Raw genomic sequence first — 26,183 nt, 5'->3', positions numbered from 1 at the left:
GCCGCCTCGGTCGCGGTAGCGAGCGTGGTGGTGCACAGGTTGAGCAGTCTGGTCACCTCCACCATCACCGCCAGGATGAGCCGGTCGTCGGCGCCGGTCGGCGACGGGGACGCGAACACCCGGGCCAGCTCCCCACCCGAGGCGCCCGGTGAACCCGCCGACTCCGGCGGATCGAGTGCATCACTGAGCAAGTCAGCGAGTTCGGTGACAGCATCAACCACGGTCCTGGTCATCGTCATGGTCATGACTCCCCCTCTCCACAACCCGGTCACCAACAGTTTCGGGATCACCGAAAACCGTTGGCGGCGGACGTGATTCCGGTCTTGAACTCCCCGCAGAAGACTGTGTCGGTCACCGACCGCCGTCCTGCGAGGCGAAATACGGTTGAACGACAAAGCAGTTGGAAATACAGATGCGCTGCGCGTGGTCCGTCACCCGGATGTCAGACCGCCGCCTCCGCGGGAGGGAGCCTCACCCCGGGGTCTCGATACGTCCTCGGCTAGCGCCTCGGACTACTCGACCACCCTAAAAGGAGCAGCCACCCAGCCCGAGAATCCCTCCAGAGCCGGCGGCGGTCTGACATTTGCCGCCGCGTACCCACCCTTGCGCCCTCAGCAGTGCCGTGGGCGTAGTCGGTGTCGCCATGTACGCGACGCGCTATCAAATTCTCAAAGAACGAGAAGCAACCCCTGGGGGCCACTCCAATCGATCATGTGTTCTATGATACACATCACATTTGACTAGGACAAGGGGTCACCCTGCGGGGTCTCAGTACAAGCTTCGAGCGCGTCGGACCGCTCAGCCCCGGTCCAGAACCGCCAGCTGGATCGTCGTCAGCAGGCGGTCGGCGGGGTCGTCGAATCGCAGGCCCGACAACTGTTGGGCACGCTCGATTCGGTAGCGCAGCGTGTTGGCGTGAACGCCCACCGCCTTGGCCGCGTCGCGGACGTTGCCGTGCGCATCGAGGTAGGCGCGCACGCTCGGCACCAATCCCCCGTCATGGCGGGCGTCGTAGTCGGCGAGCACCGTGACCCGCGGGTCGGCCAGATCATCGCGCGCCGCGATGGCGTCGAGGATCTCGCCGAGCAGGACCGCCGTCCGGGACTCGGCGAGCGAGGTCACCCGTTCCGGGTCGCCGGCCGTCGCGGTCAGCACCCGATCCACTTCGATCCGCGCCGCGGGCACGTCGGCCAGGCCGGCGATCGGTGCGACGACCGCCGCCCGCAGCAGCGCACCTCCCAGCGCCGGATCACCGTCGAACCTGCTCACCAGCCCGCGGACCCATCGAGTGATCGACGGGCTCGAGGTCGCGGGCAGCAGGATGTACGCCCGCTCGTCGAGCACCGTCGTCAACGCTGCGGGCGCGAACGCACTCGCGTGCAGCCGCAAGGCACCGCCGACCGAACTCATCGCATCGGCGTGGCCGGCCTCGTCGCCGCCGACCACCGCCACTCCGACCACACCGACCGACTCGTCGACCGACAGTCGCAGATAGGCCGCAGCCGTCGACGGATCGACGCCTCCGTGCGCGCCGAACACCCGCTGCACCAGCTGCCCCTCGGTCGACGGCGCCTGCATCTCGCGGGTCAGAATCCGCGCGGCGATCGCCGCTGCGCCGTGCAGGACCTCCGCGGCGTCGTCGGCCAGCGACCGACCGCCCTCCTGCACCCAGATCGAGCCGAGATGTCGGCCCGACCTCGAGTGCACGCCGACCACCAGCCTGCGGCGCATGTGCTGGTCGGGGTGCTCGGGGACGTCGACCACCTCCCCGCCGCGCCGGATCGCGTCGAACACTCCCCACGCCCGCAGCAGTTCCAGATACGCGGGCGGTCCGGCCCGGCCGAGGATCGTCTGCACGCGCAGATCGTCGGCCTCGCCCTTCGACGGCGAGTACGCAAGCACCCGCGCACTCGTCGCGTCTTCGATCGAGACCAGTCCCCCGGTGCCCTGCGCGATCAAGCCGACCAGACCGAACAGGTCGACGTCGACGGCCTCACCGCCCGCGGGATCGTCGTCGTACCGGTCCAGCCGCGACTGGACCGAGCCGAGGACCTGATCCCACCGCGCTCGCGGATCGATCACGATGAGTGTCGAACCAGAGGCTGCGGCCTGCCGAGCCAGTGCCGCATCGTCTCCGGAGACCTTGGCGAGCACTGCTGCCGGAGCGGTCCCGCGGTGCTCGGTCAGCCAGGCCTCCAGTTCGACGGCCGCCACCCCGACCAGCAGAATCGCGTCGGTGAACCGCTCTCGCGGGTGCGCCAGATCGTCGGCGTCGACCATCGACACCGACCGGATCCTGATCGCGGGATCGGGCGGGACGGGCACGCTGTGGACCGCAGTGTCGAGTCCGGCGATGACGTCGATGAGCACTGCTCCGGATTCGCTGACCATGGTCTGCGATTCTGCCATGACCTTGTGGACGAACTCACAAGATCTGCCCCCAGGGTTCGTACGAATTCACGACGCCTGGAAGGTGCCCGACGTCGTCTACTGGCAGCATGACCACAGCCTCGCGCATCGACCGCGCCGCCACCACCGCTGAACTGACGGCGCTCGCCGCAGACTCCGAGCGGCTCGTGACCGACTGGTTGCGCGCCGCGGCCAAGACGCAGACCAAGCCGCACGCCTCCGCGCGCCGCCTGGCCGCCGTCCTGTCGGACCCGAGCGGCCTCGACTTCACGGTCGGATTCGTCGACCGCGTCATCGGCACCGAAGACACCTCTGCGGCAGCCGAGGCCCTCTCGGAGATCGCCGCAGCCACCCCGTCGACGCTCGGTGCGCTCGACCGGGTCCAGATCAAGGCCGGCGGCACCATGGCCACCAAGCTCCCCGACGTGGTGATCCCGGTGGCACGCGCCCGGATGCGCTCGATGGTCGGCCACATGATCGTCGACGCCCGCGACCGCAAGTTCGCGAAGTCCGTCGCCAAGCTGCGCGAGGGAGGCCACAAGCTCAACATCAACCCCCTCGGTGAGGCCGTCCTCGGCGACGACGAAGCCGACAACCACCTCGCCGACGCGCAGAACCTGCTACGTCGCAGCGACGTCGACTACGTGTCGATCAAGGTCTCGTCGGTCGCCTCGCAGATCTCGATGTGGGCCTTCGAGGAGACCGTCGAATACGTCCTCGACCGGCTGACCCCGATGTACCTGGAGGCCGCGAAGGCTCCGGCCGGAACCAAGTTCATCAACCTCGACATGGAGGAGTACGGCGACCTCGAACTCACCATCGAGGTCTTCACGCGGTTGCTGAGCCGCCCCGAGCTGAAGAACTTCGAGGCCGGGATCGTGCTGCAGGCCTACCTGCCCGACGCGCTCGGCGCCATGCAGCGGCTCTCGGAGTTCGCGACCAAGCGGATCGCCGACGGCGGCGCCGGAATCAAGGTGCGCCTGGTCAAGGGCGCCAACCTGGCGATGGAGACCGTCCACGCCGAGGTCGCCGGATGGCCGAAGGTCACCTGCCCGTCGAAGGCCGCCACCGACGCGAACTACAAGCTGGTCCTGCACTGGCTGCTCGACCGCGAGCACATGGCGGGCCTGCGCGTCGGCGTGGCCGGCCACAACCTGTTCGACATCGCCTTCGCGCACCTGCTCGCCGACCGCCGCGGCGTCTCCGACCGCGTCGAGTTCGAGATGCTGCAGGGCATGGCCACCGAGCAGGCCGAGGTCATCAGCGGCGACGTCGGCCGACTGCTGCTGTACGTGCCGACGGTCAAGCCGAAGGAGTTCGACGTCGCGATCTCGTACCTGGTGCGCCGCCTGGAGGAGAACGCCGCGTCGGAGAACTTCATGTCGGGCATCTTCGACCTCGCGCCCGGCAGCGACATCTTCCGCCGCGAGGCCGCGCGCTTCAACGATTCGGTGAGCAAGCTCGATCACGCCCTCGCCGCCGACGGCCACACCGCGCCGCTGCCCAACCACCGCCAGGACCGCGGCGCAGAGGAGACCGCGGGCCCGCAGTTCGACGATTCGCTGCCGCTGCCCGGATTCGCCAACGAACCCGACACCAACCCGGCACTGCCCGCCAACCAGGCATGGGCCCGGGCGGCGATCGCCCGCGCCGCCGATCCCGCGTGGCTCGCGACGCAGCCGGTTCCGGCGAGCGTGAGCGAAGACGAGGTCGACGCCCTCGTCGACCGCGCGCGTGCCGCGGCCGCCCAGTGGCGCGCCCGTCCGGCCGCCGAGCGTGCCGCCATTCTGTACCGCACCGCCGACATCCTGGCTCGCCGGCGCGGCCTGCTGGTCTCGATCGCCGCCGCCGAGGCAGGCAAGTCGGTGGCGCAGTCGGACCCGGAGATCTCCGAGGCCATCGACTTCGCCCGCTACTACGCGCACCGCGCGCTGGAGCTCGACGAGGTCGCGGGCGCCGAGTTCACCCCCGACGAGGTGGTCGTGGTGACCCCGCCGTGGAACTTCCCGATCGCCATCCCGGCCGGCGGCACCTTCGCCGCGCTCGCCGTCGGCGCCGCCGTGATCCACAAGCCGTCCAAGCCGACCCCGCACTGCTCGATGGCCGTCCTCGAAGCCCTGTGGGAGGCGGGCGTCCCCCGCGACGCGTGCCAGGGCGTGTTCCCCGACGAGGGCCCCGCGGGCCGCAAGCTGATCAGCCACCCGGGCGTCGACCGCGTCATCCTGACCGGTGCGTCGGACACCGCCGCACTGTTCTCGTCGTGGCGTCCGGAGCTGAAGATCAACGCCGAGACCTCCGGTAAGAACGCGCTGATCATCACGCCGTCGGCCGACCGCGACCTGGCGATCGCCGACCTGGTGCACAGCGCGTTCGGTCACGCCGGCCAGAAGTGCTCGGCGGCCTCGCTCGCCGTTCTGGTGGGCAGCACCTACGACTCCGAGCGATTCCGCAGGCAGCTGATCGACGCCGCGTCGTCGATGGTCGTCGACTGGCCGACCAACCTGGCCGCGACCGTCGGCCCGCTGACCGAGGATCCCAGCGACAAGCTGATTCGCGCCCTGACCACCCTGGAGCCGGGTGAGCGGTGGCTGCTCAAGCCCCGCCAGCTCGATGACACCGGCCGCCTGTGGTCGCCCGGCATCAAGGACGGCGTGGCACCCGGCTCGTTCTTCCACCGCACCGAGTGCTTCGGTCCGGTGCTGGGTCTGATGCGCGCCGAGACCCTCGACGAGGCGATCGAGCTGCAGAACGCCACCGACTTCGGCCTCACCGCCGGTCTGCATTCACTGGAGACCCGCGAGGTCCGCACCTGGCTCGACCGGGTGGAGGCGGGCAACGTGTACGTCAACCGCGGCATCACCGGCGCGATCGTGCGCCGTCAGCCCTTCGGTGGCTGGAAGCGCTCGTCGGTGGGCCTGGGCTCCAAGGCCGGCGGCCCCAACTACCTGATGCTGATGGGTTCGTGGGCCGATGCGGCGACGGCACCGGTCGCGGCGGCACCGCGTCTGTCCGCACTGTCGGTCTTCGCCGAAGCCGTCGCCGGATCACTGCCGGCCGACGAGGTCGCGTGGCTGCATGCGGCCCTGGCCGACGACGACCGCGCGTGGGACGCCGAGTTCGGCACCCCGCGCGACGAGACCGGGCTGGTCAGCGAGGCGAACATCTTCCGCTACCGGCCGGCCGCCGTCGCCCTGCGCGTGGCGCGTGACGCCCGGCCCTCCCGGGTCGCGCGCCTGCTGGCCGCTGCTCACCGCAGCGGCGCCCACGTCACGGTCTCCCCGGAACCCGGGTTGGACGATGCGCTCCAGGCAGTCCTGCGTGCTGCGGCGCGACTGAGCGTCACCGTCGAGTCCCCGCGCGACGATCAGGCCTTCGTCGCCCGACTCGCCGAGCGCGGCGTCGCCCGCATCCGCCTGGCCGGCACCGCATCGCCGGACCTGACCACGCTGGTCGTGAGCCGGCCCGACCTGGCTCTGCTCGACGACGCGATCACCGCGTCGGGCCGGGTGGAACTGCGGTACTGGCTTGCCGAGCAGGCCGTGTCGATGACCCTGCACCGCTTCGGCAACGCCGACCGTGCCTTCGTCGAACTGGCCGAAGAAATCAAGTCTTCGTGATTTGACACAATGTGGGGGCGTACGTCTTGTACGCCCCCACATACCTGTGCGCGGGATCAACGGGAAGAATCTTCTAAGTCCGAGACCTGTGTCACATTGAGACACGGCCCGTCGGCGCACCGCACGTCTCAGGCGGCCGTCGCGGAGCGAGTTCTCCGGCAGAACATGATCCCGAGGAGTTGAACACATGACCGTCGCGCCCGACGAGAAGACCATTCAGTTGGTCGCAGTCGCGCTGTACTTTGCAGCGATGCTCGGCATCGGCTGGTACGCCTACCGCCGCACCCGGAACGACCTCGACGGGTACATGCTCGCCGGCCGCGGACTCAAGCCGTGGGTCGCCGCGCTGAGCGCCGGCGCGTCGGACATGTCCGGCTGGCTGCTGATGGGCCTGCCCGGAGCGATGTACCTGTCGGGCCTGTCGGCGTCGTGGATCATGATCGGTCTGCTGATCGGCGCCTGGACCAACTGGAAGCTGGTCGCTCCGCGACTGCGCGCCTACACCGAGGTCGCCGGCGATTCGATCACCATTCCCAGCTTCTTCGAGACGCGCCTGCGCGACGGTTCCCGCATTCTGCGCATCACCTGCGGCGTCATCATCCTGGTGTTCTTCACCTTCTACGTGTCGAGCGGCATGGTGGCCTCGGGCAAGTTCTTCGACAGCTCGTTCGGCGTCGACTACACCGTCGGCATGCTGATCGTCGCGGGCATCACCATGCTGTACACGCTGTTCGGCGGCTTCCTGGGCGCGTCCCTGACCGACGTCGCCCAGGGCCTGCTGGTGGTCGTGGCCCTGCTGGCGGTGCCGATCATCGGCATCATCAACCTCGGCGGCATCGGCGCCACCATCGACGGCGTCAACGCCGCCCGCGATCACGGGCTGAGCTTCTTCGCGGGCAGCACCGTCATCGGCATCATCTCGTCGGCCGCGTGGGGCCTCGGCTACTTCGGTCAGCCGCACATCATCGTCCGATTCATGGCGCTGCGGACCCCGTCCGAGGCGGGCGTGGCACGTCGCATCGGCATCGGCTGGATGTTCCTGTGCGCGCTCGGCGCAGTCGGCACCGCACTGGTCGGCATCGCCTACTTCGCGAAGCACACCGCGCAGGCGCCCGCCGACGAGGAGACCGTCTTCCTGGCTCTCTCGCAGCTGCTGTTCCACCCGTTCATCGCCGGTCTGGTGCTGGCCGCCGTGCTCGCGGCGATCATGTCGACCATCTCCTCGCAGCTGGTCGTGTGCTCGTCGGCCCTGGTCGAGGACCTCTACAAGCTGGTTGCCGAGAAGACGGGCCGCGGTCGAGACCTGGCCGACAAGACGTACGTGATGCTGGGCCGATTCGGCGTCCTGGCGATCGCGGTCATCGCCGCCCTGCTCGCGCTGTCGCCGTCGAACAGCATCCTGGATCTGGTGGCGTTCGCCTGGGCCGGCTTCGGTTCGGCCTTCGGCCCGGCGATCATCCTGTGCCTGTACTGGCGTCGAGTCAGCACCGCGGGCATCCTGTCGGGCATCGTGACCGGCGCCGTCGTCGCCTACATCTGGGGTCAGTCCTCGCTCAGCGACCACCTCTACGAGATCATCCCCGGCTTCGTCGCCAGCATGGTCGTCACGATCGTCGTGAGCCTGCTGACCTTCCGACCGAGTGATGTGATCGACGACGAGTTCACCCGCGCGGTGGAGCTCAGCCGCTCGACCGAGCCGTACCGCGCACCGGCGTCCGAGCAGTTGACCAACGTCTGACCCACGCTCGCCTCAGCCGCGCCAGCGGAGGACCTCCAGCGCTGCTGCCACGGCCACTGAATTGACCATCAGCGGCCGTGGCAGCAGTTCTTGTGCACGGGCGACGTGTCGGACGACGGTGTTGCGGTGCGTGTACATCCGGGCCGCCGCGGCGCTGGCATTGCAGCCGGCCGCGAACCACGTCCGCATCGACTCGATCAGACTGTGGTCGGCGACGGCGAGATCGCCGAGCGTCTGCGCGATGAACTCGTCGAGCCGCGTCAGGTCGTCGGCCATCAGTGCCGGCAGGGCCAGGTCGTCGTAGGTCGCGAACTGCGCCGACGACCCGAGCCTGGTGAGCAGTTCGCGACCTGCCAACGCCTCGAAGTGGCTGCGCCGGAAGCCCTCGCGGTCGCGGCCCGGCGACCCCGCGCTCACCCGGACCCGCGGGTGAGCGGCGAGTACAGATTCGACCACCAGCTGCCCGGTGGGCAGCCATACCCACAGTTCGGCGGCGCCGGCCAGCACCGTCAGGCGTCGGGTGGCACCGGAGGCGAGCATCACCGCCTCACACGCCTCTTCCAGGTCGTCCGGTCCGACGCCGGCGTCGCCGTACAGCACCAGCGCGATCTGCGGTCCCTCGATCGAGTACTGCAACTGCACGGCCGCGCGGGCCGGCGCGATGGGCGCCCCCTCGAGGATCAAGGCGACCGCGGCCCGGCGCTGGGCGTGCGTGTCTCCGGCCAGTTCGGCCCGCGCGACGTCGATCTGACCGGCCAGCTCGGCGACGGTGTCGTCGACGAAGGTCGCGATCGACGCCGACGTCACTTCGAGCAGTTCCCGCAGCAGCACCGGATCGTCGGTGAGTCCGAAGCAGATCTGCATCCACCTCTGCCACGCCGAGTTCTGACCGGTGCGGAACGAGTCCAGCGCGCCGGAGTCGAACCCGCGTCGCACCAGATCACGGATGAAGGTCGTCGATTCGTCGGTGATGTTGACGCTGACCCGGGCGCCGGGGCGGCTCAGATTGCTTTCCGCCCAGTGCCGCAGGTTGCCCTCGTTGATCCGCAGCGCCACCGCCAGCAGTGCCCGGTCACCGATCACCTGCTCCATGCCGGACGGATGCATCACCGCGCGGTTCATGTCGTCGAGCCACTCGGTCGGCGCATCGAGCACCGATGTCACGCCGGCTCGAATCAGGTCGGCGACCGCTTCACTCGGCGCTGTCCATCGATCCTGTTCACGGGCCATCTGGTTGATTATGCACCCAAATGGGTGACGTTCTGGTTTGTTTCATCCTTGATATTGGGCGATAGTTACAACGATCATTGTTAATGAAGGCAGAACCACCCCCGGACGAACGGATCATCAATGTCCTCCGAATCGAATGCCCCGAACGCCGCCGCAGATCGGCTCCTGAGCGATCAACCGCTCGACGTCGTCGTTCTCGGCGCAGGCATCTCCGGCATCGGTGCCGCCCATTATCTGACCACCGAGCATCCGGGCAAGAGCTTCGTGATCCTCGAATCCCGCGAGCGCCTCGGCGGCACCTGGGACCTGTTCCGCTACCCCGGGATCCGCTCCGACTCGGATCTGAACACCTTCGGCTACGAGTTCAAGCCGTGGCGCGACCCCCAGGCCATCGCCGACGCCCCGCGGATCCTCGACTACCTGCACGAGGCCGTCGCCGACGACCGCCTCGAGTCGCGCATCGTCTTCAACCGCCGCGCGATCTCCGCGGACTGGTCCGACGCCGATCAGCTGTGGACGCTCACCGTCCGGCACGGCGACACCGGTGAGACGTCCGCCGTCAAGACCCGATGGGTCTTCGCAGGCACCGGCTACTACAACTACGAGGAGGGCTTCACGCCCGACTTCGCGGGCGCCGACGACTTCACCGGGCAGATCGTTCACCCGCAGCACTGGCCCGAGGACCTCGACTACCGCGGCAAGAAGGTCGTGGTGATCGGGTCGGGCGCCACCGCGGTCACGCTGGTCCCGTCGATGGCCGGTGACGCCGCGCACGTCACGATGCTGCAGCGGACCCCCACCTACGTGATCCCGCTGCCCCGCGAGGACGTCATCGCCAACGCGCTCAAGAAGACCCTCGGCGCCGAACGCGGTTACAAGCTCAGCCGCCAGAAGAACATCCTGCAGCAGAAGATCGTGTACCAGCTCTGCCAGCGGTATCCGCGTCCGGCGCGCAAGATCATCCGCGCGACCAACGCCGCCCTCCTCCCCCGCGACTTCGACGTCGACACCCACTTCAACCCGCCGTACAACCCGTGGGACCAGCGCCTGTGCGTGGTCCCCGACGGCGACCTGTTCAAGGCGGTGAAGAAGGGCACGGCGTCGATCGAGACCGGTCGGATCAAGCGCTTCGTGGCCGGCGGCATCGAGCTCGAGAACGGAGAGGTCCTCGAGGCGGACATCATCGTCACGGCGACCGGCCTGAACCTGCAGCTCTTCGGCGGCATGGAGCTGAGCCGCAACGGCGAGTCGATCAACCTCGCCGAGACCGTCGCCTACCGCGGCGTCATGCTCTCGGGCGTGCCGAACTGGGTGCTGGCGATCGGCTACACCAACTCGTCGTGGACGCTCAAGATCGGCATGCTCTGCGAGTACTTCTGCCGGATCCTGACCCGGATGGACCAGACCGGAGCCACGTCGGTCGAGCCCGTCGCCGACCCGGCGATGGAGACTCGCCCGCTGCTCGACTTCGGCGCAGGCTACGTCAAGCGTGCCCTCGACCGGCTGCCCAAGCAGGGCACGCAGAGCCCCTGGACCATGACGATGGCCGTCTCCGCCGATGTCAAGCAGTTGCGCAGGGGCGCGATCGACGACGAGTTCCTGCAGTACCGGACCGTCAAGGAACCCGTCGACGCCTGATCGACCAACGACATCGCACCCCTTTCGTTCTGTGCACTCGGTCGCGCCGAGGTGCGAAGAACGAAAGGGGTGCGAGTCGGTTTCAGGGCCGCCTAGGAGGAGCCGAACAGGCCCTTGAACAGGTTGCCGAGGCTGCCGCCCGAGCTTCCGTCGGAGCTGCCGCTGCTGCCGTTGTCGCCGCCGGTGCCTCCGCCGTTGCCACCGCCGCCGGTGCCTCCGCCGTTGTCGCCCCCGCCGTTGTCGCCGCCACCGGTGCCCCCGCCGTTGTCACCACCGCCGGTGCTGGGCGCGGTGACGGTCAGCTGGGGACCGGACTGCTTCAGGTTCGACGGCGGGTTCGCCACGCCGGTGCCGGTGCTGAGCGCGTCGAGCCATCCGCCGCCCACTCCGGCAGAGTTGCTCGACGGAGTGGTCCACGCATTCAGACCGCCGCTGTTGTGCGTCCCGGGGGCACACGTGACCTTGTACTGCGCAGTCAGGGTGACGCTGCGAGCCGCTCCACCATCACCCAGTCCCCAGGCGGTGCCGGGGTTGGCTTCGATGGTGGTGCTGTCCATGAGGTCGGCAGTCTTGGTCGCCGGGCCACCGATGGTGTTGGAGGCGGTCGCCACACCCGAATCTGCGACGTACTCCATGCAGGCCGGCGTCCAGTCCTGGAAGTTCTTCAACGTCATGGTCATGCCGGCGCCGACCTTGTGCGTGGTCACCGTGGTCGACACGGTGACGGTGTCGCCCTGCACGACGCTGGCCGCGCTGACGGTGCGGGTGAAGTCCACCCACTGCTGACTGTTGATCAGCATGCCGTCGTTGTAGTTGTAGATGCGGACGCTGCCGGTCGCACTCGCCTCGGCGGCGTCGGCATTGCCCGCACCCACTCCCAGACCGCCCAGGACGGACACGGCCAGCGCGCCCGTGCCGAGCCCGGCGAGCAGGCGGCGATTCCAAGTGATTGTCATGCAGATCCCTCTCTGGATGCTGTCGCCGCGATCCCAGTTGGTGGGGCGGCAGGTCTTGTGTGGTGCTCGGTACCGGCCGAGCGGCGGTCAGCCGATCAGGTCGCCGAGGCTGCCGCTTGAAAGGCTGCCGCTGTCACCGCCGCCGAGGCTGCCGTCCAGACTGCCGCCGCTCATGCTGCCGCTGACGGGTGCCGGGGAGACGTACACCGAGCCGGTGACGGTCACCGGAGGCTGGCTGGCGATCACCGCCTTGAGTGGGTAGTCACCCTTCCTCTTCGGGACCCAGATGCAGGTCACGATGCGGTTCTCATCGAGTTCGAGGTTGCCGCAGCCGTCGAGGGTCTTGCCCTTGGAAGTCAAGGTGACCTTGTCGCCGGGGAGCCCGTCGGGGTTCTTGACGGTGAGCATCACATCGTTCTTCGCCATGGCGTCCTGCGGAGTTGCAGAGACCGAGGCGACGCCCGGGGTGACGTTGATCGTGGGGCCGACGTTCGGCTTGTTGTTGCCGCTCTCGCCGGCCCAGGTGCTCGACCACTGCAGGCCGCCGGTGTTGAGCGGACCGGTGGCGCAGGTGAGCAGGTAGTCCTGCGACCATTCGATGCTCTCCCAGGAGTTCGCCGCGGCGGGCTTGATCTGCGCCCAGCCCGGGCCGGAGGTGAACTCGCTGCCCTTGTAGGTGCCCTCACCGCTCGGGTTGTTGGTGTAGGTCTTTCCGCTGACCTTCCACACCGAGGTGTTCGGCACCGCCTTCATGCACGTCGGGTGCGTGTCCTTGACGTAGTAGATGAGCCACGCCAGTTTGCGATTGAGCTTGTTCGAGACGGTGACGACCTCGCCGTTCGGAATCGCGCCGTTCACCAGCTTGACCCCGCTCACGGTGCGGGTGAAATTGACGGCGTCGCTGCTTCCGCTGACCGGCCCGACGCTGTCGGCGGCGGCCGCACCCGCCCCGCTCAACGCCGCGGCTGCGCCCATCACCGCTACCGCGGCCGCCGCTGCGGCTCGCTTCAGCACATTCGGATTCCTCACACGCCCTCCTCGTCGTCGCGGGTGCCGAGGATTCGATGCCGTGCCTCAGCGATTGCGTTCGCGTCAATGTATTGATTGCACGGCCGTATCGACACCGCTGGAGGGTGAGATGTCCCGGATTCCGTGCTCACCGCACAAAACGGAACAACGTTCGATTGTTCGGTCGATAGCCTGCACCGATCGCCCGGCGAATCGAGAACGCCCGCCGGACCAGGCGGTCCGGCGGGCGTAGTTCGCGCGTGGATCAGCGGCTACTGAGCCAGCAGCCCCTTCGCGACGTGCGTCACCTGGATCTCATTGGACCCGGCGTAGATCATCAGCGACTTGGCATCGCGCGCCAACTGCTCGACGCGGTACTCGGCCATGTAGCCGTTGCCGCCGAAGAGCTGCACCGCTTCCATCGCGACCTCGGTCGCCGCGCGCGAGGAGTACAGCTTCATCGCCGAGGCCTGGGCCAGCGTCGGCGGCTTGCCCGCCTTCGACGCCTCCATCGCGACGAAGAGCATGTTCTGCACGTTCAGCCGGGCGATCTCCATCTCGGCCAGCTTGAGCTGGATGAGCTGGAACTTCGCGATCTCCTGCCCCCACAGGGTGCGGGTCTTGGCGTACTCGAGCGACAGCCGCTGGCACTCGTTGATGATGCCGAGCGACAGCGCCGCGATACCGATGCGCTCCGCGGTGAAACCAGCCTTGGCGCTGTCGCCACCGCGCTTGTCGGACCCGGTGTCTTCGGTCTCACCGAGCAGCCGGTCCTTGCTGACGCGCACGTTGTCGAAGAACAGCTCGCCGGTGGGCGAACTCATCATGCCCATCTTCTTGAACGCCTTGCCCTGCGTCAGTCCCTCCATGCCCTTGTCGAGCACGAAGGTGAGGACCTTGCGGTCGCGCATGGGGGTGCCGTCGCCCTCGTCGAGTTTGGCGAAGACGACCATCGTGTCGGCGTAGGGGCCGTTGGTGATGAAGGTCTTGTTGCCCTTGAGGATGTAGTCGTCGCCGTCGCGCCGGACCGTGGTCTTCATGCCGCCGAGCGCATCCGAGCCGCTGTCGGGCTCGGTGATCGCCCAGGCGCCGACCTTGTCCATCGTCACCAGCTCGGGCAGCCAGCGCTTCTTCTGCGCCAGGGTGCCACGGCTGCGGATGGTCGAGACCGTGAGCCCCAGGGACACGCCCATCGACGCGATCAGGCCGAGGCTGACGCCGGCCATCTCCATGTTGAGGATCAGGAACATCGAATTGGCCAGGCTGTTGGATCCGCCGGCCGAGGCGCGCTTCTCGCCCGCCTCCTCGGCGGCGAGCTCCTTCTCGAGGCTCTCGGTGTTCATCGCGTCCATGCCGAACGCCTTGAGCATCTTGCGCAGGATGTCGAAGGGCGGCAGTTCACCCGACTCCAGCGCGTCGACGTTGGGCCGCACCTCCTTGTCGATGAATCCGCGAACCGCGTCGCGCACCATCAAGTCTTCCTCAGACCACTCGAACATCAAGCCTCCAAACTGGAACACGTTTCAATCTTTGACTCGACGGTAGCGTAATCGCTCACACATCGCCCGCGTCACCACCTGTTGAACGCTCCGCTGGGAAGCGAGATCTACAGCGTCGAGCCGTTCCGGTGCGCCGAGGTCGCCGTCAGGCGCACGTGCCACTGCCGATTGAGCCACATCTCCACCAGTTCCGGCGCCACGTCCGCCTGCCGAGCCCAGCGGTGCAGGAGTGCCGAGTACCGCGCGTACTTCCGCACCGAGTACAGCGAGACCGAAGACGAGACGAGCCAACCGTGCCAGACGAGACTGCCCGCCGAACAGTTGTCGAGCAGCTGTGGCCGGTCGTCGCCGCGCGGGTGAACGGCCCAGCAGTACAGCGACATCAGGGCGTGGCCGACGCCGGGAGCCGTCGGCCATCCGGACCAGTCCCGGTACGCCGCGACGTCGAAGAGGGCGGGCGCACTGCGGCACGCCACCAGGGCTCGGGCGATGGCGTCGAAACGACGGGCGGGGTCGTCCGGAACGGCAGGGACATCCGGTTCGGCGACGTCGACGAAGCGGCGCACGCCACCGCGCAGCGGATGCTCGGCCAGCCAGGCGGCACACATGTACAGGCGATCGAACTCCGGCTCCTCGCCCAACTGGAGGCCGTGCACGCCGGGTTCGAGATCACCGCGCCGCAGGTGGGCCCTGCCCTTCCACAGCTGTTGCCCGTCCTGACCTCGACCGCTGACCCGCGCCGGAATCTGCGCCGCGGCCAGACGCTCGTTCCACCAGTCCAGATCGATCGGGACCACATCTTCGAGCACCGTCTCGGCGTACGGCTGACGGCGGCACCAGTCGAGGCATTCCGCGGGAATCACCAGGTGAGCGTCGACGTCGTCCATGCACGCATGGTGGCACGGCCCTCTGACATCCACGGACCTCCGGCTTCGACGCCCCTCCGACATCGACGCCGTCCTCACCTCTCGAGCACGTACCGCCGGCCGGGCACCACATCGTGGGCGAAGTAGGTCTCCGGCGCACCGGACAGCAGCGCCTGTGCGACGGGCCCGGCGACCACCAGCGTTCCCGGTGCCGCGGCGACGACCGCCGCTCGGATCCGCGCGATGAACGCGCGCACCGACTCCCCGCCGTGGCCTCGCCAGTCCGGGTCGGTGAACCAGGCGGCCAGGTCGGTTCCCTCGATGGATTCCGGCGACCGGCCACGCCAGCGGCCGACGTCCAGGCTCGCGAACTCGGCGTGGACGGCGTAGCGAGGCAGGCACGCCGCGGCGGTCTGAACGACCGACGGCTCCGGACCCACGAGCGTCGGCTCGGCCGCGCCGCGCAACGACGAGACGAGCGCGGCCGCATCACGTCGGCCGCGCTCGTCCAGATGGTCGTGCTCGCCGCCGAACTGGACCGCACGGTTGGGTGCGGTCCGGGCCGCGACCACGAGGGCCAGCCCGGTCAGGCCGCCACCTCGCGGGCGGCCCGACCGGCCGCCTCGGTGCGCTTCATGATGACGCCGAGCAGGGCGATGAAGACGACGGTCAGCACCGTCCACAGCACCACCTGGTCGGCGACGGCATAGATCCGGAAGTCGGCGATCACCTGGCCGGGGAATCCCGGCGCGATGATCTCGTCGCCGTTCATCACCGGGCCGGGGACCTCCTTGAACTCCGGCAGCAGCGCCGCGGTGATCGTGACGCCGACCAGGTACGCGACGGCTGAGACGATGCCCGACCACAGTCCGCCGATCCGGCCGGAGAGACTGAGCGCCAGCACGACCGCCGCGATCATCAGTGCGACCGAGACCAGCGTCATCGTCAGGTACGCGCCCGAACGGGCGCCGATCGTGTCCTCCTCGCCGACCGCGGGCGGGTTCGGCGGATACACGAAGAAGGGCACGCCGACCACGGCCACGAATCCGACGGCGCCGAGGGCGGCCGCTGCCAGGCGCGGGTCGGAGGCCGGCCGGTGACGTCCGAGGTATGCCCACAGGACGGTGAAGGCGACGGCGAAGAAGGCACCCATCGCGACGGCGAAGACGACGGTGCCGACCCCGGCACCGATGTTCTCCTGGACGCTGCGGCTGAACAGTTCATGGCCGTGTTCGTCCGCGCCGGTGAGCATCGCCTCCGCGTGCGAGCGGACGTCCTCGTACTCGATCGCCGCGGCCACCTGGGGTTCGATGAAGATCCGGGCGTAGACGAACGCCACGAGACCGGCGATCAGGCCCGCGAGGACGCCTGCGCCGGTGAATTTGCGCTCCATTGTTCGGTTGTCTCCCCGTCTCTCAGTGGCAGGGGAAGCCGAGGAAGTGGCGCGCGTCGTGCACGAACTCGTGGACGTGGGTGTCGCTGCCGAACACCGACACGGCCCCCTGGTCGTAGCCGAGGAAGTAGTAGGCCAGCGCGGCCACCAGCACGGTGGCGGTGAGCCAGAGAGCGACACTGGCTGCGGAGAGGTCCGGTACGGCCAGGCTCCGAGTGCTCTGGCCGGTTGCTGTCGAAGCAGTCATCTGATCGATCCTGTTCTCCCGGAGTTCGCGTCCGGGTAGGTGATTGCAATCTGATCGATGCGGCTGTCTGGCTCAGTGGCCGTCCACACTTGGACGTCCGCATACAGTGGCGCGACCGCCCCGGGCTCTCACCGGGTTAGTCGCATCGATCCGGCAAAGTGTAGCGCTGCGCACCGGGCGGCAGGCACCTGCCCGGAGAACGGGCCGCGCCGACGATGTGACCTCAGACCTCTGCACTCCAGACCGCTGCACCACAGACGTTCACACCGCCTGTCGTAGGCATCGGCTTGAATGGACCTGTGGCACCGGGAGCGGCGATTCTGCGCAGTATGCATCCGGCCACGCAGCGGTGGTTCACCGACGCGTTCGGCGCGCCGACCCGAGCCCAGTCCGGTGCGTGGTCGGCGATCGCGCGCGGCGACCACACCCTGGTGGTGGCCCCGACCGGCTCGGGGAAGACCCTCGCGGCGTTCCTGTGGGCGATCGACTCGCTGTACCGCGAGCGCCTGACCCGCCCGCCCGTCTCCCCATCGCCAGATTCCCCACCGCCCGCCTCCTCACCGACCGAGTCCTCCCCGCCCGCCTCTTCCCCGGCCGGGGTCCGCATCCTGTACATCTCACCGCTCAAGGCCCTCGCCGTCGACGTCGAACGGAATCTGTCGGCCCCGCTGATCGGCATCGCCCACGCGGCGGCGAGCCTGGACGCCGAGCCGCCCTCGATCACCGTCGGGGTGCGTTCCGGCGACACCCCGACGGCCGCCCGCCGGCGCTTGCAGACGCACCCGCCCGACATCCTCATCACCACGCCCGAATCGCTCTACCTGATGCTCACCTCGGCGGTCCGGGAGACTCTCGCGACGGTGACGACGGTGATCGTCGACGAGGTCCACGCCGTCGCCGCGACCAAGCGCGGCACGCATCTGGCGTTGTCGTTGGAACGCCTGGACCGCCTGCTCGCCGAGCCCGCACAGCGCATCGGGCTGTCGGCGACGGTGCGCCCGGAGCGACTCGTCGGCGAGTTCCTGGCCGGCGGCGCCGACTGCACCGTGGTGAAACCGCCCGCGACCAAGACCTTCGATCTGCGGGTCGACGTGCCGGTGGCGGACATGGTCAACATCCCGCCGCCGTCGACCGGTGCCGACGACCTCGACGACGCCTTCTCCCCCACCGCCGGGTCGCTGTGGCCGCATGTGGAGGCGGCGATCGTGGACCTCATCGAGGCCAATCGCGCGACCATCGTCTTCGCCAACTCCCGTCGCCTGGCCGAACGGCTCACCGCGCGTCTCAACGAGATCGCCGCGATCCGCGCGGGCGTCGACCTCGACGCGTCACCGAATGCGCAGGTCCCCGGCGGCATGCCGGCCCATGTCGGCGCGAGCACCGATGTGGGCGGTGCGCCGCCGGTACTGGCTCGCGCGCACCACGGCTCGGTCAGCAAAGAGCAGCGCGCCGACATCGAGGACGCGCTGAAATCGGGGCGGCTGCGGTGCGTGGTGGCGACCAGTTCCCTGGAGCTGGGCATCGACATGGGCGCGGTCGATCTGGTGATCCAGGTGGAGTCGCCGCCCTCGGTGGCCGCCGGCTTGCAGCGCATCGGCCGCGCCGGGCACCAGGTCGGCGAGGTGAGTCAGGGTGTGCTGTTCCCCAAGCACCGGACCGATCTGCTGCACTGCGCCGTCACCGCGCAGCGGATGCTGGGCGGGCAGATCGAGTCGCTGTCGGTCCCGACCAATCCGCTCGACATCCTCGCGCAGCAGACCATCGCGGCGACCGCCGTCGAGGAGCTCGACGTCGACGAGTGGTACGCGACGGTGCGCCGCGCCATGCCCTACCGGACACTGACCCGCGACGTCTACGACGCCGTCCTGGACCTCGTCTCCGGCCGCTATCCGTCCGACGAGTTCGCCGAACTGCGTCCCAGAGTCGACTACGACCGGAGCCGCGGTGTGCTGCTCGCCCGCCGCGGCACGCTGCGGCTGGCCGTCACCTCCGGCGGCACCATTCCCGACCGCGGCCTGTTCGGCGTCTTCCTGATCGGCAGCGACGGGGGCGCCGACGGTCAGCCTCGCCGAGTGGGTGAGCTCGACGAGGAGATGGTCTACGAGTCGAGGGTCGGCGACGTCTTCGCCCTCGGCGCCTCGAGCTGGCGGATCGAGGAGATCACGCACGATCGCGTGCTCGTCTCGCCCGCCTTCGGGATGCCGGGGCGGCTGCCGTTCTGGATCGGCGACGCCGTCGGCCGACCGGCCGAACTGGGGGCGGCGATCGGCAGGTTCACCGGAGTCGCCGCCGACGCGGAGAGATTGGCGACGCTGGCCGGTGAGCTGGGTCTGAGCAGCAATGCGCACCGGAACCTCGAGGCGCTGATCGCCGATCAGCGCACCGCGACCGGCACGCTCCCGACCGACCGCATCCTGGTCGTCGAACGGTTCCGCGACGAGCTCGGCGACTGGCGGCTGGTGCTGCACTCGCCGTACGGCCTGCGCGTGCACGCCCCGTGGGCCAGTGCGATCGGCGCCGATCTGTCGGCTCGCCTCGGCCTCGGCGGCGGCGTCACCGCGACCGACGACGGGATCATCGTGCGCCTGCCCGACACGGACGACGCCCCTCCCGGTGCGGACGTGTTCGTGCTCGATCCCGACCGGATCGAGGGCGAGGTCACCGACGCGTTGGCGGGGTCGTCGCTGTTCGCCTCCCGCTTCCGGGAGTGCGCCGGCCGGGCACTGCTGTTGCCGCGCCGCGACCCCGGCCGCCGCGCACCGCTCTGGCAGCAACGCCAGCGCAGCGCCCAGCTCCTGGCGGTCGCCGCCCGCTTCCCCGACTTCCCGATCATCCTCGAGACGGTCCGCGAATGTCTGGCCGACGTCTACGACCTGCCCGCGCTGACCGACCTCCTGACGCGGATCGCCGCCCGCAGGATCCGCGTCGTCGAGTGCGAGACGCCGTCGCCATCGCCCTTCGCCGCCTCCATGCTGCTCGGCTACGTCGGCGCGTTCATCTACGACGACGATGCGCCGCTGGCCGAGCGGCGGGCCACCGCCCTGTCCCTGGACACCGCGCTGCTCGCGCAACTGCTCGGCCGCGTCGACCTGCGCGACCTGCTCGACCCGACCGTCCTCGTCGACGTCGTCGCCCGCCTGCAGCGGACCGCCCCGCAGCGGCAGGCACGCGATCGCGAGGACGTCGTCGACCTGCTGCGGTGGCTCGGGCCCTGCACGAGCGCCGAGCTCGCCGACCGGTACCGGGGCGAGGAGGACCTGCGCGAGTTGCTCGACGCGCTCACCGCCGACGGCGTCCTCCTCCCGGTCAAGGTGCGCGGACGGTCGATGCTCGCCGCGGTCGACGACGCCGCCCGCCTGCGCGACGGCCTCGGCGTCCCTCTTCCGCTCGGGGTGCCCGCCGCCTACCTGGAGCCGGCCGCCGACGCGGTGACGGACCTGGTTCACCGGTATGCGCGCACGCACGGTCCGTTCCTCGCCGCCGACATCACCGACGCGCTCGGCATGGCCCCGGCCGTCGTCGCCCGCGCGCTCGAGGAGCTGGCCGGCCGTCGCGCGGTCATCGAAGGCGAGTTCGTCCCCACCGACGGCGTCGGGCGGTCGAGCCAGTGGTGCCACGCCGACGTGCTCACGCAGTTGCGGCGCGGTTCGCTGGCCGCGGGTCGGGCCGAGGTGGAGCCGGTGCCGCCCGCCGCCTACGCGCGGTTCCTGCTGGACTGGCAGCGGGTCACCGGCCATGCTGCGGGACACGACGCGCTCACGGGCGTCAACGGTGTCGCCGCGGTCGTCGAACAGCTTGCCGGACAACCTGTTCCGGCCTCGGCGTGGGAATCGCTGGTGCTGCCCGCACGCATCCCCGACTACCGGCCGTCGATGCTCGACGAGCTGACGGCGTCGGGCGAGGTGATCTGGTCCGGGCACGGCGGCATCGGCGGCGCCGACGGCTGGGTGGCGCTGCACCTGGCCGACGCCGCGCCGCTGACCCTGCGCCGCGCCGCCGAGTTCGACGCCACCGACGACCATCGCACAATCCTGGACGCACTCACCGCCGGCGCCCTGCGGTTCCGCGACGTGTCGGCGGCGGTGACCGCGGGCGGGCGGTCGCTCGGTGACGACGAACTGGCCGATCTGCTGTGGGATCTGGTCTGGGCGGGGCTGGTCACCAACGACTCGTTCTCGGTGGTGCGCGCCGCACTCCATCCCCCGCGCACCGCGACCGCCGCTCACCGCACGCGGGGCCGCGCGCCGCGGCTGCGGACCGCGCGCCTGTCGTCGCAGTACCTGGCCGGCGCCGGCGGGGCGGCCGCCACACCGCCTCGAGTGGGCGGCCGATGGTCGCTGATCCGCCGGGTCGACGTCGATCCCACCGCCGCCACGGCCGCCACCTGCGAGGTCCTGCTCGACCGCTACGGGGTGGTCACGAAGGGGTCGGTGGTCGCCGAGGCGATCGACGGCGGGTTCTCCCGGATCTATCGCGCGCTCGGGGTGTTCGAGGACAACGGCCAGGTGCGCCGCGGTTACTACATCGACGGTCTGGGCGGTGCCCAGTTCGCGGCCGGCCACACCGTCGACGTGCTCCGCGAGTTCGCGGTGCGCGACCGCGAACGGCGCGCCGAAGCGGTGGTGCTCGCCGCGACCGATCCCGCGAATCCGTACGGCGCCGCGCTCGACTGGCCCGACCGCACCGCCGAGGGCGGGCACCGCCCGGGCCGCAAGCCGGGGGCCGTGGTGGTCCTGGTCGGCGGTGCGGCGACGGTGTTCGTCGAGCGCGGCGGCAAGACCGTGCTGACCTTCACCGATGACGACGCATCATTGACGGCTGCCGCCGACGCCCTGCACCGCGCCGTCGCCGACGGCGCCATCGCGCGCATCCACATCGATCAGGTCGACGGTGAACCGGTACGCCGCACCCCACTGGGCGAACGGCTCGTCGCGGCGGGGTTCGCCACCACGCCGCGCGGGCTCCGCATGCACTACGATCCGCGCATGCGGTGACCGGCCGGTTCCCGTCGGGCGGTCACCTCGCCGCCGCGGCGGTCGTCTGCCGTTTACGCTCGGGCACAACGGTTCCTGCCGTCCCCGTCCACCCCGTCCCGGCCCAGGAGGCACCCATGTCCATCGAAGCGCGCATCGCGGCACTGGAGAAGATCGAGGCGATCAAGGCCCTCAAGTACCGCTACTGGCGTGCCTGCGACGGCAAGGACCCGCAGGGTTTCCGCGACTGCTTCATCGCCTCGGGCGCCCGCATCGACTACGGCGCGCTGGGTTCGTTCGACGACGTCGAACCGATGGTCGAGATCTTCACCAAGGTCGCCCTGCACACCGTCGACGGCAAGCACGTCATCTTCGACATGCACCACGGGATGCACCCGGAGATCGAACTGACCGGTGAGGAGACCGCCACCGGCAAGTGGACCCTGCGCTTCCGTCAGGTCAATCTGCTCGCGCGGACCGAGACGGTCTCGACCCTGGAGTACCGGGACGAGTACGTCATCGAGGACGGGGCGTGGAAGATGTCGAGCTGCACTTCGATCGAGACCTGGTCGATGACCAGGCCGCTCGACCCGGCGGCGACGGTCACCGAGGGCACGTTCGGCGCCTGAGCATCCGCGTCGCCCGAGCGCCCGCGGGAGGTCGGGCCATCCGCGTGGCTCGATGACATCCGCGGATGCCCGACCACCGCGGCTCTCGTCGAACCGCGCGGATGGGAGCGACGGCGGCGGGGTCAGCGGATCTCGCGGTCCCCGTCCGGCCCGAAGACGAACCGGCGGCCGGTGATCTCGTCGACGTCGATCTCCACATAGGTGGTGCGAGGTATCGGGATCCACGGGTCGAGCGGCGTCTTTCTCGCGGCCTCGATCTCCGCCGAGCCGGTGAGGATGCGGGCGTGGCCCTTGGCGACGACGCTCCAACCGATCCGGCTGGTGAAGGCGTCGGTCTCGACGACGACGCGGTTGTTGACGGCGAGTTCGGCCAGTTTGGTTCCCTCGGCCGTCCAGAACAGGATCTTGCCGTTGGCTGCGTAGATGTTCAACGGAAAGATGTCGGGTCTGCCGTCGACGCTCACCGCCAGGCGGCCGAGAACGCTTCCGCCCAGCAGCTCCCACGCTTGTTCTTCACTCAGGTACTCCACCGGATCCGCAGTCATGACTCCAGTCTGTCCCACGAAGGGCCCTCTGCACAGGGCATTTGGTCTGTGACACCCGCCCCGCCGACCGGTCCGGCACCCGGTCCGGCACCCCGCCCGGCACCCCTCAGTCAGGTACCGGCACCGGCTCCAGGATCTCGCGGCGCGCCTCGGGTGCCGCGGCACGGAGGGCGTCGGCGGAGGCGTCGTCGGGCTGACGCTGCGAGGCGACCTCGGCCTCCACCCGCGCGGTGTAGTTCGCCACCTCCCAGGCCGTCTTCTCCTCGTCCCATCCGAGGATCGGCGCGATCAGATCGGCCACCTCCTGGGCGCAGTCGACGCCGCGGTGGCTGTATTCGATGGCGATGCGCGTGCGGCGGGCGAGCACGTCCTCCAGGTGCAGGGCGCCTTCGGCCCAGACCGCGTAGACGATCTCCGCGCGCAGGTACTGCGGTGCCGCCGCGAGCGGCTCGCGCAGCGACTCGTCGAGGTCGGCGTAGTACAGGACGTCGTCGAGCAGGGAGCCGTACCGGTTCAGCAGCCTGCGGATCCGGTACGGGTGCAGCCCGAACCGCTGCCCGAGGTGCTCGCACTGATTGATGAGGGCGAAGTAGCCGTCGGCGCCGACCAGCGGCACCCGCTCGGTGATCGACGGCGCCACCCGGGTCGGGATGAAGTCGTTGCACGCGTCGACGGCGTCGGCGCCCATCACCCGGTAGGTGGTGTACTTGCCGCCCGCGATCGACACCAGCCCCGGCGCGACCACCGCGACGGCGTGCTCGCGCGAGAGTTTGGAGGTCTGATCGTCCTCGCCGGCCAGCAGCGGCCGCAGTCCCGCGTAGACGCCTTCGATGTCGTCGTGGGTCAGCTTGGTGACCAGCTCCTGGTTGACGCGGTCGAGCAGGTAGTCGATGTCCTTGCGGGTCGCTGCGGGATGCGCCAGGTCGAGGTTCCAGTCGGTGTCGGTGGTGCCGATGATCCAGTGCGTCTCCCACGGGATGACGAACAGGACCGAGCTGGCGGTGCGCAGGATGATTGCGGTCTCGGACACGATCCGGTCGCGCGGGACCACGATGTGCACGCCTTTGGAGGCCCGCACGGTGAAATGGCCGCGCTGCCTCGACAGCGCCTGCACCTCGTCGGTCCACACGCCGGCCGCATTGATGACGCAGTGCCCGCGGACCTCCGTGGTCTCTCCGGTCTCGGAGTCGCGGACGCGCACGCCCATCACCCGGTCGGATTCGGTGAGGAAGCCGACGGCCTGGGTCGAGGTGCGGACGACCGCCCCGTACTGCGAGGCGGTGCGCGCCAGGGTCAGGCTGTGGCGGGCGTCGTCGACGACGGTGTCGTAGTAGCGGATGCCGCCGATCAGCGAGTCGCGCTTGAGGCTGGGCGCGACGCGCAGCGCGCCGGCCCGGGACACGTGCCGCTGGCCGGGGACCGACTTGGCGCCGCCCATCCGGTCGTACAGGAACAGGCCCGCGGCCATGTACGGCCGCTCCCAGAAGCGGTGGGTCAGCGGCGCCAGGAAGGGCAGCGGCTTCACCAGGTGGGGTGCGAGCAGTCGCAGCGACAGTTCGCGTTCGCGCAGCGCTTCGCGTACCAGACCGAATTCGAACTGCTCCAGATAGCGCAGTCCGCCGTGGAACATCTTCGACGACCGGCTCGAGGTGCCCGAGGCGATGTCGCGGGCCTCCACGAGGGCCACCCGCAGACCGCGGGTGGCGGCGTCGAGCGCCGCACCCACGCCGACCACCCCGCCGCCGACGACCACGATGTCGAACTGTTCGCTGCCGAGCCTGCGCCAGGCCTCGTCGCGGTAGGCGGGGCTGAGGTCGGCGGGACGATCGGAATTGAACTCGCTCTCCATATTTCCCAACGGTACCCGACGGTAACCCGCGCTCATGCGAGACTGTGATGCGTGAATCCGGAAGCCGAATACGTCGCCGCCATCGACCAGGGAACCACGTCTACCAGGGCGATGGTCTTCGATCGGAGCGGTTCGGTGGTCGCGGTGGAGCAACTCGAGCACCGACAGATCTTCCCGCGCGCCGGATGGGTGGAGCACGATCCGATCGAGATCTGGCGCAATGCCCGCCGGGTGTCGGCCGCGGCGCTCGCCGCCGCCCAGCTGGGTCCGACGAATGTGGTGGCGTGCGGCATCACCAACCAGCGCGAGACCACGGTGGTCTGGGATCGTCACACCGGCAGGCCGGTGTACAACGCGATCGTCTGGCAGGACACTCGCACCGACGAACTGTGCGGGCGGCTCGCGGGCGACGAGGGCGTCGACCGCTATCGGGAACGCACCGGACTCCCCCTGTCGACCTACTTCGCCGGCCCGAAGGTGCGGTGGATCCTCGACAACGTCGACGGCGCCCGCGCCCGCGCCGAGGCAGGCGATCTGCTGATGGGCACCATGGACACCTGGCTGGCCTGGAACATGACCGGCGGCGTCGACGGCGGCGTGCACGTCACCGACGTCACCAATGCCTCGCGCACCATGCTGATGGATCTGCGCAGCCTCGAGTGGGACCCGGAGATCTGCGCGGATTTCGGCATTCCGATGTCGATGCTGCCGACCATCCACGCCAGCTCGGGTGTGATCGGCCAGCTGCGCACGGCCGGGCCGCTGCCCGACGTCCCGCTCGGCGGCATCCTGGGCGATCAGCAGGCGGCGATGTTCGGGCAGGCCTGCCTGGAGCCCGGCGAAGCCAAGAACACCTACGGCACCGGCAACTTCCTGCTGCTCAACACCGGCACCGAGCCGGTCTTGAGCAAGCACGGCCTGCTGACCACGGTCTGTTACCGCCTCGGCGACGAGCCCGCGCGGTACGCCCTCGAGGGGTCGATCGCGGTGACCGGGTCCCTCGTCCAGTGGCTGCGCGACAATCTCGGCCTCATCGACTCCGCCGCCCAGGTGGAGGAGCTGGCGCGTGCAGCCGACGACAACGGCGGCGTCTACTTCGTCCCCGCCTTCTCGGGTCTGTTCGCGCCCCGGTGGCGCCCCGACGCGCGCGGGGTCATCGTCGGACTGACCCGGTTCGCCGACCGTCGCCACATCGCCCGCGCCGTGCTGGAGGCCAGCGCCTACCAGACCCGCGAGGTCATCGAGGCGATGGAAGCCGACTCCGGCGTCCCGCTCGCCACGCTCAAGGTCGACGGCGGGATGGTCGTCAACGACCTGCTGATGCAGTTCCAGTCCGACATCCTGGGCGTGCCGGTGATCCGCCCCGTGGTCAACGAGACCACCGCGCTGGGTGCGGCGTACGCGGCCGGTCTGGCCGTCGGCTACTGGCGCAACACCGACGAGATCCGCGAGAACTGGGCGCGCGGGGGCAGTTGGGAACCGCAGATGGGCGACGACGAGCGCGCCCGCCTCTACGACGGCTGGAACCGCGCGGTCACCCACAGCTTCGACTTGGCCTGAGTCGACGTATCGGGGGCACTGCCGCG

Annotated in this window: 17 protein-coding genes and 1 pseudogene; 6 read left to right on the top strand and 12 right to left on the bottom strand. The window is 69.5% G+C overall.

Annotation, left to right across the window (positions count from 1 at the left end; genetic code table 11):
• Positions 1-245 (bottom strand): annotated as a pseudogene (locus tag AAFO60_RS16685) (hypothetical protein); the annotation flags it as partial.
• Positions 246-798: 553 nt separating this feature from the next.
• A complete protein-coding gene (locus AAFO60_RS16680) occupies positions 799-2,391 on the bottom strand; it encodes a PucR family transcriptional regulator (RefSeq protein ID WP_347957352.1) in 1,593 nt (530 codons plus the stop codon).
• Positions 2,392-2,498: 107 nt separating this feature from the next.
• On the opposite strand from AAFO60_RS16680, the gene AAFO60_RS16675 reads away from it, so the two are divergent.
• Together AAFO60_RS16675 and putP are read left to right on the top strand one after the other, a co-directional pair.
• Complete coding sequence (locus AAFO60_RS16675; protein WP_347957351.1) at positions 2,499-6,026, top strand: proline dehydrogenase family protein; 3,528 nt, start codon at positions 2,499-2,501, stop codon at positions 6,024-6,026.
• 187 nt (positions 6,027-6,213) lie between these two features.
• Positions 6,214-7,764 carry a sodium/proline symporter PutP gene (gene putP, locus AAFO60_RS16670; RefSeq protein WP_347957350.1) on the top strand — a complete coding sequence of 517 codons (1,551 nt, stop codon included), beginning with the start codon at positions 6,214-6,216 and terminating at the stop codon, positions 7,762-7,764.
• A 12-nt stretch (positions 7,765-7,776) separates the two neighbouring features.
• On the opposite strand, the gene AAFO60_RS16665 is transcribed toward putP, so the two are convergent.
• Positions 7,777-8,994: a helix-turn-helix domain-containing protein gene (locus AAFO60_RS16665; protein ID WP_347957349.1), complete on the bottom strand. Its 1,218-nt coding sequence runs from the start codon at positions 8,992-8,994 to the stop codon at positions 7,777-7,779.
• Between the two features lie 120 nt (positions 8,995-9,114).
• Here AAFO60_RS16665 and AAFO60_RS16660 point away from each other — a divergent pair, with 120 nt between their 5' ends.
• On the top strand, positions 9,115-10,632 hold the full coding sequence (locus AAFO60_RS16660; protein ID WP_347957348.1) for a flavin-containing monooxygenase: 1,518 nt from the start codon (positions 9,115-9,117) through the stop codon (positions 10,630-10,632).
• A gap of 92 nt (positions 10,633-10,724) precedes the next feature.
• Here AAFO60_RS16660 and AAFO60_RS16655 read toward each other — a convergent pair whose 3' ends face one another.
• From AAFO60_RS16655 to AAFO60_RS16625, 7 genes are all read right to left on the bottom strand, one after another.
• Positions 10,725-11,588, bottom strand: coding sequence for a hypothetical protein (locus tag AAFO60_RS16655; RefSeq protein WP_347957347.1), 864 nt, complete (start codon positions 11,586-11,588; stop codon positions 10,725-10,727).
• Positions 11,589-11,675: 87 nt separating this feature from the next.
• On the bottom strand, positions 11,676-12,617 hold the full coding sequence (locus AAFO60_RS16650; RefSeq protein ID WP_347957346.1) for a hypothetical protein: 942 nt from the start codon (positions 12,615-12,617) through the stop codon (positions 11,676-11,678).
• 251 nt (positions 12,618-12,868) lie between these two features.
• A complete protein-coding gene (locus AAFO60_RS16645) occupies positions 12,869-14,095 on the bottom strand; it encodes an acyl-CoA dehydrogenase family protein (RefSeq protein WP_347957345.1) in 1,227 nt (408 codons plus the stop codon).
• 107 nt (positions 14,096-14,202) lie between these two features.
• The gene (locus tag AAFO60_RS16640; RefSeq protein ID WP_347957344.1) at positions 14,203-14,982 is read right to left on the bottom strand and encodes a hypothetical protein; all 780 of its coding nucleotides are present in this window, start codon (positions 14,980-14,982) and stop codon (positions 14,203-14,205) included.
• A 74-nt stretch (positions 14,983-15,056) separates the two neighbouring features.
• A complete protein-coding gene (locus AAFO60_RS16635) occupies positions 15,057-15,533 on the bottom strand; it encodes a histidine phosphatase family protein (RefSeq protein ID WP_347957343.1) in 477 nt (158 codons plus the stop codon).
• A gap of 14 nt (positions 15,534-15,547) precedes the next feature.
• The gene (locus AAFO60_RS16630) at positions 15,548-16,354 is read right to left on the bottom strand and encodes a CbtA family protein (protein WP_347957342.1); all 807 of its coding nucleotides are present in this window, start codon (positions 16,352-16,354) and stop codon (positions 15,548-15,550) included.
• Positions 16,355-16,376: 22 nt separating this feature from the next.
• Positions 16,377-16,601: a CbtB domain-containing protein gene (locus AAFO60_RS16625; RefSeq protein ID WP_347957341.1), complete on the bottom strand. Its 225-nt coding sequence runs from the start codon at positions 16,599-16,601 to the stop codon at positions 16,377-16,379.
• 329 nt (positions 16,602-16,930) lie between these two features.
• Between AAFO60_RS16625 and AAFO60_RS16620 the strand changes: the two genes are divergently transcribed.
• Both AAFO60_RS16620 and AAFO60_RS16615 read left to right on the top strand, forming a co-directional pair.
• Positions 16,931-21,595, top strand: a complete 4,665-nt coding sequence (locus AAFO60_RS16620) for an ATP-dependent helicase (protein WP_347957340.1) — start codon at positions 16,931-16,933, stop codon at positions 21,593-21,595.
• A gap of 116 nt (positions 21,596-21,711) precedes the next feature.
• Positions 21,712-22,203, top strand: a complete 492-nt coding sequence (locus AAFO60_RS16615; protein WP_347957339.1) for a nuclear transport factor 2 family protein — start codon at positions 21,712-21,714, stop codon at positions 22,201-22,203.
• 122 nt (positions 22,204-22,325) lie between these two features.
• Here the strand turns inward: AAFO60_RS16615 and AAFO60_RS16610 are convergent, their stop codons facing one another.
• Positions 22,326-22,748, bottom strand: coding sequence for a pyridoxamine 5'-phosphate oxidase family protein (locus AAFO60_RS16610; RefSeq protein WP_347957338.1), 423 nt, complete (start codon positions 22,746-22,748; stop codon positions 22,326-22,328).
• A 106-nt stretch (positions 22,749-22,854) separates the two neighbouring features.
• On the bottom strand, positions 22,855-24,597 hold the full coding sequence (locus AAFO60_RS16605) for a glycerol-3-phosphate dehydrogenase/oxidase (RefSeq protein ID WP_347957337.1): 1,743 nt from the start codon (positions 24,595-24,597) through the stop codon (positions 22,855-22,857).
• A 51-nt stretch (positions 24,598-24,648) separates the two neighbouring features.
• Between AAFO60_RS16605 and glpK the strand changes: the two genes are divergently transcribed.
• Positions 24,649-26,157 carry a glycerol kinase GlpK gene (gene glpK, locus AAFO60_RS16600; protein WP_347957336.1) on the top strand — a complete coding sequence of 503 codons (1,509 nt, stop codon included), beginning with the start codon at positions 24,649-24,651 and terminating at the stop codon, positions 26,155-26,157.
• The last annotated feature ends 26 nt before the right edge of the window (positions 26,158-26,183 follow it).

The sequence above is a fragment of the Gordonia aichiensis genome (assembly GCF_039946255.1).
In the GTDB taxonomy this organism is placed as follows: Bacteria; Actinomycetota; Actinomycetes; order Mycobacteriales; family Mycobacteriaceae; genus Gordonia; species Gordonia aichiensis_A.
Note: the sequence above shows the minus strand (reverse complement) of the source record. Positions and strands in the feature narration are given on the sequence as shown.

Bases quoted from the DNA above. Each gene is read 5' to 3' on its own strand.
- AAFO60_RS16615 (WP_347957339.1), top strand. From the start codon at position 21,712: ATGTCCATCGAAGCGCGCATCGCGGCACTGGAGAAGATCGAGGCGATC.
- AAFO60_RS16610 (WP_347957338.1), bottom strand. From the start codon at position 22,748: ATGACTGCGGATCCGGTGGAGTACCTGAGTGAAGAACAAGCGTGGGAG.
- AAFO60_RS16630 (WP_347957342.1), bottom strand. From the start codon at position 16,354: ATGGAGCGCAAATTCACCGGCGCAGGCGTCCTCGCGGGCCTGATCGCC.
- AAFO60_RS16620 (WP_347957340.1), top strand. From the start codon at position 16,931: ATGCATCCGGCCACGCAGCGGTGGTTCACCGACGCGTTCGGCGCGCCG.
- AAFO60_RS16680 (WP_347957352.1), bottom strand. From the start codon at position 2,391: ATGGTCAGCGAATCCGGAGCAGTGCTCATCGACGTCATCGCCGGACTC.
- AAFO60_RS16655 (WP_347957347.1), bottom strand. From the start codon at position 11,588: ATGACAATCACTTGGAATCGCCGCCTGCTCGCCGGGCTCGGCACGGGC.
- AAFO60_RS16660 (WP_347957348.1), top strand. From the start codon at position 9,115: ATGTCCTCCGAATCGAATGCCCCGAACGCCGCCGCAGATCGGCTCCTG.
- putP (WP_347957350.1), top strand. From the start codon at position 6,214: ATGACCGTCGCGCCCGACGAGAAGACCATTCAGTTGGTCGCAGTCGCG.
- AAFO60_RS16625 (WP_347957341.1), bottom strand. From the start codon at position 16,601: ATGACTGCTTCGACAGCAACCGGCCAGAGCACTCGGAGCCTGGCCGTA.
- AAFO60_RS16645 (WP_347957345.1), bottom strand. From the start codon at position 14,095: ATGTTCGAGTGGTCTGAGGAAGACTTGATGGTGCGCGACGCGGTTCGC.
- AAFO60_RS16640 (WP_347957344.1), bottom strand. From the start codon at position 14,982: ATGGACGACGTCGACGCTCACCTGGTGATTCCCGCGGAATGCCTCGAC.
- AAFO60_RS16605 (WP_347957337.1), bottom strand. From the start codon at position 24,597: ATGGAGAGCGAGTTCAATTCCGATCGTCCCGCCGACCTCAGCCCCGCC.
- AAFO60_RS16675 (WP_347957351.1), top strand. From the start codon at position 2,499: ATGACCACAGCCTCGCGCATCGACCGCGCCGCCACCACCGCTGAACTG.
- AAFO60_RS16665 (WP_347957349.1), bottom strand. From the start codon at position 8,994: ATGGCCCGTGAACAGGATCGATGGACAGCGCCGAGTGAAGCGGTCGCC.